Annotated in this window: 13 protein-coding genes; 8 read left to right on the forward strand and 5 right to left on the reverse strand. The window is 33.2% G+C overall.

Translation table 11 applies throughout. The features are described 5' to 3' along the window. Nucleotides 1-15 precede the first annotated feature (15 nt). Nucleotides 16-2,394 carry a TonB-dependent receptor gene (locus V1468_RS06975; RefSeq protein WP_331809516.1) on the forward strand — a complete coding sequence of 793 codons (2,379 nt, stop codon included), beginning with the start codon at nt 16-18 and terminating at the stop codon, nt 2,392-2,394. 55 nt (nt 2,395-2,449) lie between these two features. Here V1468_RS06975 and V1468_RS06980 read toward each other — a convergent pair whose 3' ends face one another. The 3 genes from V1468_RS06980 to V1468_RS06990 all read right to left on the reverse strand — a co-directional run bounded on the left by V1468_RS06980 (nt 2,450) and on the right by V1468_RS06990 (nt 5,262). Further along, on the reverse strand, nt 2,450-3,049 hold the full coding sequence (locus V1468_RS06980; RefSeq protein WP_331809517.1) for a YdeI/OmpD-associated family protein: 600 nt from the start codon (nt 3,047-3,049) through the stop codon (nt 2,450-2,452). Nucleotides 3,050-3,179: 130 nt separating this feature from the next. Then, nucleotides 3,180-4,412 (reverse strand): peptidase T, encoded by a 1,233-nt coding sequence (pepT, locus tag V1468_RS06985; RefSeq protein ID WP_331809518.1) that lies wholly within the window; start codon nt 4,410-4,412, stop codon nt 3,180-3,182. Between the two features lie 19 nt (nt 4,413-4,431). Continuing rightward, nucleotides 4,432-5,262 (reverse strand): universal stress protein, encoded by an 831-nt coding sequence (locus tag V1468_RS06990; RefSeq protein ID WP_331809519.1) that lies wholly within the window; start codon nt 5,260-5,262, stop codon nt 4,432-4,434. 146 nt (nt 5,263-5,408) lie between these two features. On the opposite strand from V1468_RS06990, the gene V1468_RS06995 reads away from it, so the two are divergent. Genes V1468_RS06995 through V1468_RS07005 form a run of 3 tightly spaced genes read left to right on the forward strand, consistent with a single transcriptional unit; the run spans nt 5,409 to nt 7,961 of the window. After that, nucleotides 5,409-6,428 carry a quinone-dependent dihydroorotate dehydrogenase gene (locus tag V1468_RS06995; protein ID WP_331809520.1) on the forward strand — a complete coding sequence of 340 codons (1,020 nt, stop codon included), beginning with the start codon at nt 5,409-5,411 and terminating at the stop codon, nt 6,426-6,428. A 9-nt stretch (nt 6,429-6,437) separates the two neighbouring features. After that, entirely contained in the window at nt 6,438-7,052 is a 615-nt protein-coding gene (locus V1468_RS07000) for a LysE family translocator (RefSeq protein ID WP_408647358.1), read from the forward strand. Nucleotides 7,053-7,097: 45 nt separating this feature from the next. Beyond that, entirely contained in the window at nt 7,098-7,961 is an 864-nt protein-coding gene (locus V1468_RS07005; RefSeq protein WP_331809522.1) for a hydroxymethylglutaryl-CoA lyase, read from the forward strand. 63 nt (nt 7,962-8,024) lie between these two features. On the opposite strand, the gene V1468_RS07010 is transcribed toward V1468_RS07005, so the two are convergent. Together V1468_RS07010 and V1468_RS07015 are read right to left on the reverse strand one after the other, a co-directional pair. Beyond that, nucleotides 8,025-8,666, reverse strand: coding sequence for an HmuY family protein (locus V1468_RS07010; RefSeq protein WP_331809523.1), 642 nt, complete (start codon nt 8,664-8,666; stop codon nt 8,025-8,027). 28 nt (nt 8,667-8,694) lie between these two features. Then, nucleotides 8,695-10,779, reverse strand: a complete 2,085-nt coding sequence (locus V1468_RS07015) for a TonB-dependent receptor plug domain-containing protein (RefSeq protein WP_331809524.1) — start codon at nt 10,777-10,779, stop codon at nt 8,695-8,697. Nucleotides 10,780-10,869: 90 nt separating this feature from the next. Between V1468_RS07015 and V1468_RS07020 the strand changes: the two genes are divergently transcribed. Genes V1468_RS07020 through V1468_RS07035 form a run of 4 tightly spaced genes read left to right on the forward strand, consistent with a single transcriptional unit; the run spans nt 10,870 to nt 15,967 of the window. After that, the gene (locus V1468_RS07020) at nt 10,870-11,775 is read left to right on the forward strand and encodes a DUF6607 family protein (RefSeq protein ID WP_331809525.1); all 906 of its coding nucleotides are present in this window, start codon (nt 10,870-10,872) and stop codon (nt 11,773-11,775) included. A 6-nt stretch (nt 11,776-11,781) separates the two neighbouring features. Beyond that, on the forward strand, nt 11,782-13,260 hold the full coding sequence (locus V1468_RS07025) for an ankyrin repeat domain-containing protein (RefSeq protein WP_331809526.1): 1,479 nt from the start codon (nt 11,782-11,784) through the stop codon (nt 13,258-13,260). A 7-nt stretch (nt 13,261-13,267) separates the two neighbouring features. After that, a complete protein-coding gene (locus V1468_RS07030) occupies nt 13,268-13,753 on the forward strand; it encodes a DUF2271 domain-containing protein (RefSeq protein WP_331809527.1) in 486 nt (161 codons plus the stop codon). 15 nt (nt 13,754-13,768) lie between these two features. Beyond that, complete coding sequence (locus tag V1468_RS07035; protein ID WP_331809528.1) at nt 13,769-15,967, forward strand: PepSY domain-containing protein; 2,199 nt, start codon at nt 13,769-13,771, stop codon at nt 15,965-15,967. The last annotated feature ends 61 nt before the right edge of the window (nt 15,968-16,028 follow it).

Genomic DNA, 16,028 nt, shown 5'->3' on the forward strand with positions numbered 1-16,028 from the left:
TTCTTAATAATAAAAATGCTTAAAAAACTTATTTGGCTAGTCTTAGTCGTTGCGCAAATATCATTTTCGCAAAGTAAAATTTCGGGAAAAATTACAGGAAGTAATAAAGAGGTAATACCTTATGCAACAGTCCATGTAAAAGGAACAACCCTTGGTGCTGTAGCAAATGAAAAAGGATATTATGAACTTAAAAATCTATCCGCTGGTGATTATGTAATTACAGCATCTTATGTTGGTTATAAATCATTAACCAAAAGCATTACTATCCTCGATAATGAAATTAAAGAACTTTCTTTTCAATTAGTAGAAGACACAACATTAGATGAGGTTGAGGTTTTTGGTAACCGTTTTGAACATCCAGATAAAATTGAAGCGTTAACACGATTACCTTTAGCACCCTATGAACAAATTCAGAGTATTTCTATTATTTCTGATAAATTGATAGAACAGCAAGGAAATTTAACCATTGCAGATGCAACAAGAAATGTTCCGGGAGTATATACCTTTGCAACTTACGGAAATAGAAGAGAGAGTCTATCCTCAAGAGGATTTAGAGGCATTCCTATATTAAAAAACGGAGTAAGAATTCACTCTGATTTTAGAGGTGTTGGAGTACTTACAGATATGCAGGGAGTAGACAATATACAAGTGCTTAAAGGTGCTGCTTCTGTTACTCAAGGTGTAGCAACCGATTTAGGTAGTCCTGGTGGTGTGGTAAATATAGTTACCAAAACACCTAGATATATTTTTGGTGGTAACGTGTCGTTGAGAGCAGGTAGTTTCGGACAAGCAAGAACAGCTTTTGATGTTTATGGACCTTTAGTGAAAACCAACAAAGTAGCTTTTAGATTAAATGGTGCATTGGAGAGAGCAGATAGTTACCGTTCTGGTATTTCCTCAGACAGATTTTATTTAAATCCATCATTAGAATGGCAACCAGATGACAAAACGGTATTTACTTTTGAAATGGATTATTTTGAAGATGCAAGGACCACAGATATTGGTACAGTAAACCTGGATAAAACAGATACAAACGCTATTTACGATTTGCCTCATAATCAATTTTTAGGGTTTAAAGATGACAAAGCATTAACCTCTAATACAACTTACTCGTTAAGGGTAAAACGAGAATTAACTGAAAAGTTAAGCCTTCAAGGAGCTTTGTATAAATCTGATTTAGATTTAGATGGAAAAAGTGCTAGTTTAGGAAGGGTAGTTAATGATGAGTTTGGAGATCCAATCTATAATCAACGTAAAAGAGGGTACTCTGTAACAACTAGAAATGACAATAATAGCGTCGTTCAATTCGATCTAATAGGAGATGATGTTAAAACAGGATCAATTTCTCATACCTTTCAAGTTGGTTTTGATTACAGAACCACAGATTATCACACAACATCTCAAAGAGTTGCAACTGTAGATACTATAGATGTTTTTACAACAAACACAAATACATTACCAGATGATTTAGATTTTGCAGCAAAAACAACATTGGCAGCCAAGTCTAAGGCTTTTGGTGTAGTAGCTCAAGATGTGATTACTTTTAATAAGTATTTAAAATCATTTATAGGACTTAGATACAGCAAAACAAGAACGATAACAGAAACAGAAACGACAGAGAGTGATGCCTTTAATCCACTGTTTGGTATTATAGTATCACCCTTTGAAAATGTTAATGTTTTTGCATCATACACAAACAGTTCTTATCCACGTACAGGAACTAGGCTAGATGTAGATGGTAACGAACTAGGTAATGAAAGATTCGATCAACTAGAAGCAGGTATTAAAACCAACTGGTTAAATAACAGATTACGATTTAATTTTACGTTTTTTAAAATTAATAATAAGGATATCAACTTACCTGTATATGACGAAAACTGGGAGCCAACAGGTTATTTTGCAAAAGGAGGTAATGATGAACGTAAAGGAATAGAAGTAGAGTTAACAGGTAGAGTTTTAGAAAATCTTGAAGTTATAACAGGATATTCTTATATAGACGCTCAGTATAAAGAACACACTTCGTTTGTATATGGTTCTGCACCATTAAATACACCAAAACATACATTTAATGTGTATACCAATTATAGTTTTAAGCAAAAGCTAGAAGGCCTGTCTGTAGGTGCAGGTGTATACTACACCGGAAAAAGACCTATTAACGATTGGAGTGCAGGTGCAGTAACACATGAAGGTATAGTACCAAATCAAGAACCTTTTAATATAGATGCTTACACGCAGGTCAATGCACAAGTGGCTTATAGATTTAATAAACAATGGAATTTTAGATTTCTAATTAATAATCTTTTTGATAATATTGGGTATAACGCTTACAGAACAACTTATATCAATCAAAACGATCCTAGAAATTTTGCAGGTGTTTTAAGCTATTCATTCTAAAACGTAACTATAAAAAACAAAAAGCCACTCAAGAGAGAGTGGCTTTTTTATGAATTTAGCATTTTTTGTATTTATCGTGTAAGCCAACACCCTTTATTATCATAGGTGTTATTTTTTCTAGTCTAGAAAGTTTTGTGGCCTCGCGTTTTGCATCATTAATATAACCGCAATACTCACGTTGTTTGCCAGGTGTTAGAATATTAAAAGCATCTTCTAAGTTTTTATTTTTTGTAAAAGCAGTCTTTAACTCTAAAGGAACAACCACAGGTTTTGTAGCACGCGTAGGTTTTATTTCCTTTCCTAACTTTTGGTTCTCAATAGCTTCTTTTACATAACTCAAAACTGCGGCTTCATTAATATCTGTCTTAGATTCAAAACGCATTTGTCTTAAGGCTTTTGTTTTGTTTTCTTGTGCATTAATGAGTAGATTTTTTTCATCTTTTAAAAACACGCCATTAAAAAACCAAATACCAAAATGGTTTTTAAATGCACCTAAGCCAACAACATTTTTACCACTAAGTGTGTAGACAGGTGCATTCCATTTTATGGTTTCTTCTAGTTCTGTAGAATCAATAATTTTCCTAAGAATGGTTAATTCTTCTGCGAAGTGAGTGTTTACTTCTATATATTCTTCAATTGATGAGACTTTTTTCATAATCTAAATTTAGCAAAAGGATTGGTCCTTAAAATTACTATTTTGTTTACTTTTTATTGTTGTTAAAATAAAAAAGTCTAAGAAGGCATATTTTCTTAGACTTTAAAATTTTCTTAAAAAAGGTAATTTATTAGCTATATTTTTGAGATGTTAGCTCAGCAATCTTACATATCACTTCTACTGCTTTTTGCATACTTTCTACTGGGACATATTCATAGCGTCCATGAAAGTTGTGGCCACCAGCAAAAATGTTCGGACATGGTAAACCCATATACGATAATTGTGAACCATCTGTACCACCTCTAATAGGTTTAATTAAAGGTTTAATATTTAAGGCTTTCATAGCCTCTTCAGCAATATCTACAATATGTTTTACAGGTTCTACCTTTTCTTTCATATTATAGTATTGGTCTTTTATTTCTATCTCAAAGATTTCGGCTTCAAACTTGGTATTTAAGTCAAATACTACCTTTTCCATCAAAGCTTTGCGAGCTTCAAATTTATCTTTATCATGATCTCTGATAATATATTGAAGTAGTGTTTCTTCAACTTTACCATCTATTTTATGCAAATGGAAAAAACCCTCATAACCTTCAGTATGTTCTGGTGTCTCAAGACGTGGTAAAGCATTAATAAATTCTGTTGCATAGTACATAGAATTTACCATTTTTCCTTTAGCGTAGCCAGGATGAACAATTTTTCCTTTTACTTTAATTTTAGCTCCTGCCGCATTAAAATTTTCGTATTCTAGCTCACCAATTTGACTGCCATCCATGGTATAGGCCCAATCGGCACCAAATTTTTCAACATCAAATTTATGAGCACCTCTACCAATTTCTTCATCTGGCGTAAAACCTACTTTAATCTCACCATGTTTAATTTCAGGATGATTAATTAGGTATTCCATAGCTGTTACAATTTCTGTAATACCAGCTTTATCATCAGCACCTAAAAGGGTCGTACCATCAGTAGTTATTAGAGTTTGACCTTTATAAAGTAATAGGTCTTCGAAATAATCTGGTGATAAAATGATGTTTTCTTCAGCATTTAAAACAATATCCTTACCATCGTAATCTTCAACAATTTGCGGATTTACATTAGCACCTGTAAAGTCAGGAGATGTATCAAAATGCGATATAAAACCAATAGTTGGCACATCATGATCTACATTACTAGGTAAAGTTGCCATAATGTATGCGTTATCGTCTATTGATACATCACTCATACCAATAGCTTTTAGCTCTTCGACTAATTTATTGGCTAAATCCCATTGTTTTTTAGTACTTGGTGTAGTTTCAGAATTAGGATCTGATTCTGTGTCTATAGTCACATAGCTTATAAAACGATCTATGATGTGCTGCATATTTTAACTTGTTTCTTTATTAAAGCTTAAATGTAATTACAGGTAAATTAGAATGATTTACTAAGTCTTCTGAAATGCTTCCTCCAAAGAAGTGACTTAAGCCTGTTCTACCATGCGTTATTATAGATACGGCATCTGCACCTTCTCTTTTAGCATAGTTTAAAACACCATCTTCTACCATATGATCAGAAGCGTATGCTATATTTAAGTCTTTTTTGTCTAAATGAGCAAGCTTTAAAAAATCATCCACTTTTTCATTGATTTCATCAGTACTTAAAAAGCTTAGATTAGGAAGGTTTACATGAAGTAAAGTTACTTTGTCAGCTAACTTATTAAGCGTTTCTAATGCATTTTTTACAGCAGATACACTTTCTTCGTTAAAATCGCAACCAAGAACAACATTTTTAAAGTTTACAGAACTAGGTTTTGATTTTATAACCAAGACAGGAGTATCACTGTAACGAACTACTTTTTCTGTATTGGAACCAGTGAAAACACCATCGTGCTCACTATGACCTCTAGATCCCATAATTACAAGATCTGCTTTTTCATAGCTAGCGACTTCAGAAACTTCTTTAAGTACTTTATGGTGTTTAATCAACGGAGTAACAGTAATACCCTCTAGGTATGGTTTATCTAAAAACTCTTCGAAATTTTTGTTAGTTACCATTAACATAAATGCAGTTTCTTCACTTTTTTCCGAGCCAGAAGTCGAAAAAATAGATTCAGAAAGTTCTAGCATATGCATAACAATAAGCTCAGCGTTATGTTGTTTGGCTAATGCAGCGCCAGCTTCTAATGCATATTCTGAATGTTGAGAGAAATCTACAGGAATTATAATTTTTTTCATGATGTGGTTATTAGTTAATGCTCAAAGTTAATAATTTGAATGATTAAAAATAATGATAATTGACAGTTTATGTTTAAATCTTTTTTGAAGGTAGAGCCTGCTTAAAATTATTAAGATTCTTATTTTTGTACAGCAAATTTCTTTCCATGTATAAAGCTATTATAAGACCGATTCTGTTCTGGTTCGATCCAGAAAAAGTGCATCATTTTACATTTTCTTTAATAAGAACACTTTCAAAACTGCCAGGCTTTAAAAGTCTTTTTAAAAAAATGTATTTAGTTGAAGATAAAAAGCTTGAGCGTGAGCTTTTTGGCTTAACCTTTAAGAATCCAGTTGGTCTTGCCGCTGGTTTTGATAAAGATGCAAAACTCTTTAATGAGTTGTCTAATTTTGGTTTCGGATTTATTGAAATAGGTACACTAACACCAAAACCTCAAGATGGAAACCCTAAAAAACGTTTGTTTAGGTTGAAAGAAGACTCAGCTATTATTAACAGAATGGGTTTTAATAATGGAGGAGTAGAAGAGGCAGTTGAGCGACTAAAAAAGAATAAAGGAGTATTAATTGGTGGTAATATTGGTAAGAATAAAGTAACACCTAATGAAGATGCGGTAAAAGATTACGAAATCTGTTTTAATGCCCTTTTCGATTACGTCGATTATTTTGTAGTTAATGTAAGCTCACCAAACACACCAAATTTAAGAGCGTTACAAGATAAAGAGCCATTGACGGAATTACTTAAGGCTTTGCAAGTGCTTAATTTTCAAAAACCTAAGAGCAAACCAATTCTTTTAAAAATAGCTCCAGATTTAACAAATGAGCAACTCGATGATATCATTGATATTGTAAAAACTACTAAAATAGATGGAGTAATAGCCACGAATACAACTATTTCTCGTGAAGGTTTGCAAAGCAAAAACAAATCTGAAATCGGAGGTATGAGTGGTAAACCATTAAAATCGCGCTCTACAGAAGTGATTAAATACTTGTATGAAAAAAGCAATAAAGCTTTTCCAATTATAGGAGTAGGAGGTATTCATTCGGCTGAAGATGCTTTAGAAAAAATAGAAGCTGGTGCAGATTTAGTACAATTATATACTGGCTTTATTTACGAAGGCCCTAAACTCATTACTTCTATAAATAAGGCATTACTTCAAAAATCATAATTTTTATTGATAACAGAAACACTTATATCATTTGCATTTGCTACTTCTGCTTTGGCAATTTCGCCAGGACCAGACAATATTTATGTTTTAGTACAAAGTATTACTAATGGCAAAGCTTACGGTTTGGCAACTGTTTGTGGCTTAATAACAGGTTGTATAGTCCACACCACCCTATTGGCATTTGGTGTTTCGGCTATCATAAAAGCAAATGAAGATTTGTTTTTTGGAATAAAAGTACTTGGAGCTTTGTATCTGTTGTATTTAGCTTACAAAGTTTTTAAATCAGATGCTCAATTAGATTTTGATTCTGAAACTGCTCCTAAGAAAAGTCTAAAAGCTTTATTTGTTCAAGGGTTTTTTATGAATGTTTTAAACCCTAAAGTCACTATTTTCTTTCTCGCTTTTTTTCCAGGGTTTTTGTTCAGTGAAACAATGAGTACAATTGCTCAATTCTACATTTTAGGTGGTATTTTTATGTTAGTGTCTTTTATTATTTTTTCGGCTATAGCTTTATTGGCAGGAGAAATTAAATCTTACACATTGAAGCATAGAAACTCAGGGATTGTGTTTAAGTGGTTGCAAATAGTTGTCTTTATTGGTATAGCTGTATTTATTTTGGTCTAAAAATGATACTATGAAATCGTTTTCGGAAACCGTATATTTGAGGCAATGAACAAAGCTGTAAAACTTATAGAATGTCCTAGAGATGCAATGCAAGGCATCAAAGATTTTATTCCAACTGAAAAGAAAGTACAATACATTCAATCATTGTTAAGAGTTGGTTTTGATACTATTGATTTTGGAAGTTTTGTATCACCAAAAGCCATTCCGCAAATGGTAGATACGGCTGAAGTTTTAGCACAGTTAGATTTATCTAAAACTAAGAGCAAATTACTGGCAATAATAGCCAATACAAGAGGTGCAAATGATGCTTCTATACATTCTGAAATTAATTATTTAGGATTTCCATTTTCAATTTCTGAAAACTTTCAAATGCGTAATACGCACAAAACTATTGCGCAATCTGTAGTAACACTACAAGAAATTTTAGAAATCGCAGATAAGAGCAATAAAGAAGTTGTAGTATATATTTCTATGGGTTTTGGTAATCCTTATGGAGACCCTTGGAATGTAGACATAGTAGGAGAGTGGACAGAACGTTTAGCAAAAATGGGAGTAAAAATTTTATCGCTAAGTGATACAATAGGGAGCTCTAATCCTGAGAATATAGATTATTTATTTTCTAATCTTATTCCCAAATATCCCGAAATAGAGTTTGGTGCGCACTTACACACCACGCCAACCACATGGTTCGAAAAAATTGATGCTGCATACAAGGCTGGTTGCCGTCGTTTTGATGGTGCTATTCAAGGTTTTGGAGGTTGCCCAATGGCAAAGGATGATCTTACTGGTAATATGCCAACCGAAAAAATGCTGTCTTATTTTACACAACAAAAAGCTCACGATTTAAATGCCATGAGCTTTGAGAGCGCTTACAACGAAGCGACAAAGATATTTTCAAAATACCATTAAAAAAGCCCTTTCACAATTTCAGTAAAAGGACTTTTCAAGTTATCAATTAGGGTTATAGAATTACTAGAATGTTGTTACACCTTCGTTAGGTTGAAATACATAGTTAAATGTGTAATAAGGTGTCGCATCAGCAAAAGCATCTGGGTTTTCAGGTGCATCTTCGTAGTAGCTTAAAAATTCTACTTTTGCATACTTTCCTTCGTTTGTTTTGAAAACAAAAATCTTTCCTGCTATAGGAGTAATTAAGTGTGTTGGAGGACCAGCATAAGTGTACCAACCATTTCCACTACCAGTAGTTATAGCATAACCTTCAGCAGAATCTTGAGTAAATAAAGTTGTGTCAACATCAGTTACTGAGGCGAAAGTTCCAGAGGTTTCATATACCGCAGCTTCTCCAGTTCTAGAAGGTTCGTCAGTTGTACCAGCAGATACACCACCATTAACAATTATTGAGGTTCCTCTAAAAGCAATATCCCATTCCGTTTCGCTTGTTGTTATTAGGCCTGTTTCAAAATCAAACTTTGTAAAGTCACCAGATACAGGTTGCCCTTGTCCACCTTCTTGTGGAGCATATAAATTAGTAACAGTTTCTGTTTCTATGTCTAATAGGTTGTTAGAGACATTATCATCATCACTACTGCAAGCAGTAAATCCAATACATAGTGCTAATAATGCTAAAAGTTGAATTGATTTAAGTGTTCTCATGTTTTTGTTATTTGTTTATTATTAAGTGTTAAAATTGAATATTTAGTTTTCCGTATATAATTCTACCAGCAATATTGCTGATGTTTTGAGTATCTGTAAAATTGAAAAGGTTATCTACTCCAAACCCAAGCGTATAGTCACTAAAAAATCTTTTGTTTATAGCAAAATCTATAACTGTGTACCCATCTACAAAGTCGTCATAGCTATCTAAGTAATTATTTCCATTGGTGTCAAACAAACCATATTTGCTTCGGTAAGTCCCTCTAACATTAGCATCTAGGTTTAGCTTCGGGAAAGCATAAAAAACTTTTAAGTTAGCCATATGTCTAGAGCGGTTGTAGAGTCCGAAGTAATCTTCTTTTTTTAGCTGAAACGACGGCGAACTTGGAGTTTCTCTTGCATATACTTCACCATTTTCAAAGGCTCTTTCTGCTTCTTTGTCTTTTGCAAATAGTAGTTGATAGCCACCAGATATTTTTAGTTTATGATTTGGTTTCCATGTAGAATTAAATTCCAGACCTTGTGTATAGACTTCGTTAATGTTGTAGTAACTAAACACATTTTGTCCGTTGGTTTTATTGGCAATGACTCTGGTGTCAATTAAATCGTCAATAGTATTTCTGAAAGCATTAATGTTAAAGTTGAACTGAGAGGACAATTTAAAATCCACTCCTAAATTGATACTTATGGAATTCTCTGGGCTGAGATCTTCTTCAAATTCTGAAAGTGGAACAACGATATTTGAAATTTCTCCTTGCTCTTGCAATTCCGAAATTACATCAGAAACAGCATTATAACCCAAAACAGTATAACCTACGGTCGCATTAGTAAAATCAAAATATAATTGTCTAAAATCTGGTGCTTTATAACCATAGCCTACAGACCCTTTTACGGCAATTTTGTCATTGATTTTATAGCGAACCGCAGCTTTAGGACTGAATTGCGATTTATATTTGTTATGACTGTCAAATCGAGCACCAACAATTACATTTAAGCGTTCTGTGAAGTTGCCATCATATTGCAAGTAAGCGTAAGGGGAATTGAAGATTGGATTTGCTGTAAAATCTGTTCTATCTAAGGTTTCATGATTAAAACCAATACCTCCGATAAATGTATTCTGGTCTTTTGGTGAGTAAGTAGCTCTTATTTCTGGCCTTACCAATAATTGATTATAGAAACCGTCACTGTATCTACTTCCATCTTCATTATTTAAATATTCATCAGCCTTGTATCGTGTTGTGTAAAATTCAAAATAACTACTCCATTTTTCACTGTATTTGTGGCTTAGTTTTGTATGCACATTCCATTCGTTAATAGAACTTTCTCCGCTTAGAGTTGAAGACGCTACGTAATCTTGATTTTGTGTGTAAAAACGTCCTGAAACAAATAAGTCAGTGTTGTCTGTAAAATCGTAAGTTAATTTAGAGTTTAAGGTGTAGTTGCTAAAAGGCTCAACCGTATTTAAATCGTCATCTTCATTTAAGTCATAACCGTCACTGCTGTAACTATTAATAAACAGACTTGCACCTAGTTTTTCTTTTTTATAACCAATTGTTGCACCAATATCGTTAGTGTTAAAAGCACCAGCTCTGTAGTTAATGTTACCTTTTAATCCATATTTAGGCTGTTCGGTAATAATATTAATGACACCACCTAAGGCATCATTACCATAAAGGCTAGAAGAAGCACCTTTTACAACTTCTATCTGCTTTATGTTTCCAACGGTTACTCTACTTATGTCTAAGGTACCAGCCGAACGACCTACGAGAGGCACACCATCAACTAATATAAGCGTGTATTGTGAGTCTAAACCTTGTAGCTGTATGCCTTCACCACCACCAAAATCTGGTATTGTTACTAATCCTGTTTGCTCATTTAGTATATCGTTAAGTCTAATGGAGTTACTTCTTTTAATGTCCTTTTTTGAAATGATTTGAGCAGGTAATGGAAGGGAAGAAAGTTGTCTAACGGTTCTTGTTGCAGTCACAATAACTTCATCAAGTTTTTCCGTTTCAGAAGAATCTTTTTCTACAGACTTGATTTCTTGACTAAAAGCAACTGAAGTGAAAAAAATTAAAAAATAAATACAGATATTATTTTTATTTAGACTCATTCTTGATTAATTTTGCTACAAATATAAAATCTTATTTTAAATCAATCTAAATAAGAATAAAAAATTTAAAAATAATTTTAACCCATAATCATGAAACAAATTTTAGCTTTTTCATTAGTATTTTTAACTATTACTTTATCTGTTGATGCTCAAGACAAAAAACAGAAAGATCAGGCAGCCATTAAGGGAATGTGTGGTTGTTTTGAAGTCACTTTTAACTTTGCCGAAACGTTTTCATTTAGTGAAGATTCATTGTATAAACCATCAAAAACTAAGGTTGATAAAGGTTTAGAGTGGGCACAATTAGTAGTAGATGAGGACGATAAAATTTCAATTCAGCATTTATTACAAGTAGGAAGACCAGATCAACCACATATTGTTAAGCACTGGAGACAAGACTGGTTATTTGAAAACAAGGATTTTTATGTGTACAACGGAGATAATGAATGGTTATTTGAAGAAAAAACAGACGATGATGTAGAAGGTCAGTGGACTCAGAAAGTGTATCAGGTAGACGATAGTCCACGTTACGAAGGTTCTGCAACTTGGGTGCATGTAGATGGTAAAAGCTATTGGGAAAACACAACTACAGCACCATTACCAAGACGTGAGTACACTAAGCGTAGTGACTACAATGTTACTTTGAGAGGTAATCGTCACGAGATAACCCAATATGGTTGGTTACACGATCAAGATAATGCTAAAGTCATTAGAGAAAAAGGACAAGATGATGTAATTTTGGCGCACGAAAAAGGATATAATACTTACGTAAAAGTAGAGGATAGCCGTTGCCAGGCAGCACAAGATTGGTGGAAAGCTAATTTTGATAAATGGGCAACTGTAAGAGCTAAATGGGATGAGGTTTACGGAAGAGATAAAGATTTAGTATTAGAAGAAAAGGTAGATAACAAAGTTCTTTATAAGCATTTATTTGATGAAGAAATGACTGCAGAGAAAGATATTGATACTACTATAGAATTATTTGTTAAGAAATAATCACATATGAATACATTAAAAAAAATCACAGTAATCTGCGCAATAATGTTTGGGTCGCTTTTATCTGCACAAAACAACGTGTTTTTAAATCGCGATTTTTGGGGTACAAAACCCAATGTCGAAACGATTGAAACTAAGATTAAAGAAGGCAATAATCCATCTGAAGCTAATAGAAATAATTTTGATGGAGTAGTATATGCCATTCTTCAAGATGCACCAACAGAAAGCATTGTGTACTTAATGTCTCAAAAAGGTAATGACGTTAATAAATTAACTCACGATGGTAGAACCTATATTTTCTGGGCAGCTTATAAAGGCACCACAGATATTGTTGAGTATCTACTTAAAAATGGTGCTAAGACAGACTTAACAGATGATAAAGGCAACACTATTATCACGTTCGCAGCAGCTGCAGGTCAACAAAACACTAAGGTGTACGATTTATTAATTGAAGCAGATAAGACTTTGGTTTCAAAAACCAATCCAGATGGTGCAAATGCCCTATTGTTAGCAGCACCTAAAGACGAAGATTTTAAATTGATAAATTATTTTAAGTCTAAAGGATTAAGTCTTAAAAGTACAGATTCTAATGGTAATGGCATATTTAACTATGTAGCAAGAACAGGAAACTTCAAGTCATTAAAAGAATTAGAAGGAATGGGACTAAAAGGAACTGATCAGGCTTTCATTTTTACTGCATATGGAGCACGAGGACATGTCAACAATGTAGAAGCTTATAAGTTTTTAAAAGAGCTAGGTTTAAACCCAAAGGTCGCTAATGAAGAAGGTGTAACACCTTTACATATTATAGCATCTAGAAGTGATGATAAAGAAATTTTTAATTTCTTGTTAGAAAACGGTCTTGATGTAAATACAGAAGATACAGAGGGCAATACAGCATTTATAAATGCGGCTTCTCGTAATAATCTTGAAGCAGTAAAATTGTTAGCCTCTAAGGTTAAAGATATAAATAAGTCTAATAAAAAAGGCGAAACGGCATTAGCATTGGCTGTTAAGAATAACACCAAAGATGTTGTGTCTTTTTTAATTGAAAAAGGAGCAGATCTTAAGTTTAAGGATCAAAAAGGCAACAACATTGTTTATTATCTGTTAGAAGGTTACTCAACTAGAAATGAAGCAAAGTTTATTGAAAAACTGAATCTATTAACTGAAAATGATGTCGATTTTTCAACACCTCAAAAAAATGGAAATACTTTATTTCATTTAGCTACAGAAAAGCAGAGTTTAAAATTATTAGAATTAGCAGCTAAGCAGGATATCAATATCAACGCTAAAAACAATGATGGTAATACGGCCTTACATATTGCAGCTATGAAAGCTAAAGACGATAAAATTTTGAAGTTTTTAATCGCACAAGGTGCAGATGTTAAAGCTACAACAGAGTTTGATGAATCGGTTTATGATTTGGCTTCAGAAAACGAATTATTGAAAAAGAATAACATAGTATTAGACTTTTTAAAGTAAAAACAGAATGAAGAATTTTAAAATATTAACAGTCCTATTTATCACCATTATTGGATTAATGTCCTTTACCTCAATGGTAGAATCTACCAAATATAAGTGTATGATTCAGATGACCAATTACACAGGAGAAGGCGCATACATTGTTATCTCATTAATTAATCCTGAAGGTGAATATGAAGAAACTTTGCACGTTAAAGGTGAGGATGACGAATGGTATAACACTGTCGAAGAGTGGTGGGATTTTTACGGAAAAAAACGTAACGATATCGATGCCATAACAGGTGCAACTATTAGTGGAGGAGAACGCTCTATTAGTGTTATAGAAATTGTAGACGATAAACTAGACAAAGGTTATAAATTACGATTTGAAACAGCTGTAGAAGACCAGGAATATTACACATCAGATGTTGAGGTAGAATTAACTTCGGCAAATGTAAAAGGTAAGTTCGATGGTACAGGTTTTATTCGCTATGTAAGGCTAATGCCTCAATAATCTATCAGTAGATATATGACAATTTCAATATGGAGATATAGTCACTTTACACTGGCTATATCTTCTTCTATTTTTATACTTCTAGCAACCGTCACAGGTATTGTTTTAGCGTTTGAACCCATTTCAAATCAGCTAAAGCCTTATGCTATAACCAATGCAGATGATATTAAATTGTCTGAGGTTATTACGGTTTTACAAGATGAATATGATGAAATTGTTAGTGTTGAAGTAGATAACAACAACTTTGTAAAAGCCTCTGTTTTTACGTTTGGAGGTGATAGCGAAACCTTTTACTTAGACCCAAATACAGGAAAAAAACTTGGAGAATTGGAGAAAAAAGCACCAATCTTTGAGTTTGCAACAAATCTGCATCGCTCTTTATTTTTAAAATCTACAGGTCGGTTTTTAGTCGGTTTATTTTCGTTTTTATTGTTGCTCATAGCTATTACCGGAATTCAGCTGATTGTAAAGCGACAAGGTGGTTTAAGGAAGTTTTTTAGTAAAGTTGTAAAGGAAAATTTCGAGCAATATTACCACGTGGTTTTAGGGCGTTGGTTCTTAATTCCTATAGTTATCATTACACTCACAGGTGTTTATTTATCCTTAGAAAAGTTCGATATGTTGCCTGCCAGTAAGATGGAACATATTGAAACCGTTGAGCAACAATCTAAAGAAAAGCTAGAATTATCTAAATTCAAAATATTTAATGACACACATTTAGATGAGCTTGTGACACTCGATTTTCCATTTTCTGAAGATGAAGAAGATTACTTTATTCTACAAACAACATCTGGCGAGTTTTATATTAATCAATATACAGGCAATGTTCTTAGCGAAGCTAAGAAACCGTTGGTAAGTCAGTTATCTTATTGGAGTTTAATTTTGCATACAGGACAAGGCACCATCGTTTGGGCAGTAGTATTATTATTGGCTTGTTTTGCGATTCTGTTCTTTATGTATTCAGGTTTTGCAATGAGTTTTAAGCGTTTGGCTAAAGGATCTAAACTGAAAAATAAATTCACAAAAGATACTGCAGAATACATCATTCTTATTGGTTCAGAAACAGGGCATACCAACAAGTTTGCGCATCAGTTTTACAATGCCTTGGTAGACGCTGGTAACACGGTTTACTTTTCAACGTTAAACCAATATGATAGTTATAAAGAGGCAAAGCACATCATCATTTTTACATCTACTTATGGTGAAGGTGAAGCACCTCGCACTGCCAAGAATTTTGAAAAATTGTTGCCTGCGATTCAACAACCCAATAACATAAAACATTCTGTAGTTGGTTTTGGGTCGTTAATGTATCCAGACTATTGTAAATACGCGATTGAGGTGGATGAATGGTTGCATAATCATCCAAATTTTGAACAGAATTTACCTGTTTTCAAAATAAATAATCAATCTTTTGAAGCTTTTAAAAATTGGGTAATTCAGTGGAATGAAACTACAAAGCAAGATTTGAAAGTTGTATTAACCAAACCATTGGTTAATCGTAAAAAACTGAAAAATTTTAAGGTAATATCAAATTCAGGTCTTAACATAGATGATACCTTTTTAATCGAATTAAAGCCTGAGAAAAAAATAAAATTTCAATCAGGAGATATTGTGTCATTTTATCCTGAAGACGATAATATTGAACGGCAATATTCAATAGCCAAAGTTGATGATAGCATTTTATTGAGTGTAAAAAAGCACGAGTTTGGTAAATGTTCAACATTACTAAGTCAGTTAACGGTTGGAGCTACAATTAAAGGGAAAGTCAGCAGGAATTTAGATTTTCATTTTCCGACCTACGCAAAAGAAGTGGTAATGATTGCCAATGGTACCGGAATTGCACCTTTCCTAGGAATGCTCAACGAAACCAATAAAGACATAAAAACACATCTGTTTTGGGGCGGACGAACCAAAGCTTCTCTTCAATTGTATGCTTCATATATAGAAAACGCAACTCAAAAAGGCTATTTAGATAATTTTAATGTAGCCTATTCGCAAGAACAGGAAACTAAGGTTTACGTTCAAGATAGTATTAGAGCAAATGAAATACTTATTTCTAATGCGCTTAAAAACGATGGAGTCATAATGATTTGTGGTTCTGTAGCTATGCAAAATCGTGTGTTAGAAGTTTTGAATACCATAACCACAACTATTTTAAACGAACCATTGAGCACGTTTGAAAACAACGAGCAAATTTTAATGGATTGTTATTAAGGTTCTATCCAAAAAAAAAGCGCTATCCAAAAAATGGATAACGCTTTTACCAATCAACTAA

This window comes from Winogradskyella poriferorum (assembly GCF_036553625.1).
Taxonomy (GTDB): domain Bacteria; phylum Bacteroidota; class Bacteroidia; order Flavobacteriales; family Flavobacteriaceae; genus Winogradskyella; species Winogradskyella poriferorum.

What these genes read in the sequence shown, in the direction of transcription:
- V1468_RS06975 (WP_331809516.1), top strand. Translation starts at nt 16, where the DNA reads ATGCTTAAAAAACTTATTTGGCTAGTCTTAGTCGTTGCGCAAATATCA.
- V1468_RS06980 (WP_331809517.1), bottom strand. Translation starts at nt 3,049, where the DNA reads ATGAAAAAAGTCTCATCAATTGAAGAATATATAGAAGTAAACACTCAC.
- pepT (WP_331809518.1), bottom strand. Translation starts at nt 4,412, where the DNA reads ATGCAGCACATCATAGATCGTTTTATAAGCTATGTGACTATAGACACA.
- V1468_RS06990 (WP_331809519.1), bottom strand. Translation starts at nt 5,262, where the DNA reads ATGAAAAAAATTATAATTCCTGTAGATTTCTCTCAACATTCAGAATAT.
- V1468_RS06995 (WP_331809520.1), top strand. Translation starts at nt 5,409, where the DNA reads ATGTATAAAGCTATTATAAGACCGATTCTGTTCTGGTTCGATCCAGAA.
- V1468_RS07005 (WP_331809522.1), top strand. Translation starts at nt 7,098, where the DNA reads ATGAACAAAGCTGTAAAACTTATAGAATGTCCTAGAGATGCAATGCAA.
- V1468_RS07010 (WP_331809523.1), bottom strand. Translation starts at nt 8,666, where the DNA reads ATGAGAACACTTAAATCAATTCAACTTTTAGCATTATTAGCACTATGT.
- V1468_RS07015 (WP_331809524.1), bottom strand. Translation starts at nt 10,779, where the DNA reads ATGAGTCTAAATAAAAATAATATCTGTATTTATTTTTTAATTTTTTTC.
- V1468_RS07020 (WP_331809525.1), top strand. Translation starts at nt 10,870, where the DNA reads ATGAAACAAATTTTAGCTTTTTCATTAGTATTTTTAACTATTACTTTA.
- V1468_RS07025 (WP_331809526.1), top strand. Translation starts at nt 11,782, where the DNA reads ATGAATACATTAAAAAAAATCACAGTAATCTGCGCAATAATGTTTGGG.
- V1468_RS07030 (WP_331809527.1), top strand. Translation starts at nt 13,268, where the DNA reads ATGAAGAATTTTAAAATATTAACAGTCCTATTTATCACCATTATTGGA.
- V1468_RS07035 (WP_331809528.1), top strand. Translation starts at nt 13,769, where the DNA reads ATGACAATTTCAATATGGAGATATAGTCACTTTACACTGGCTATATCT.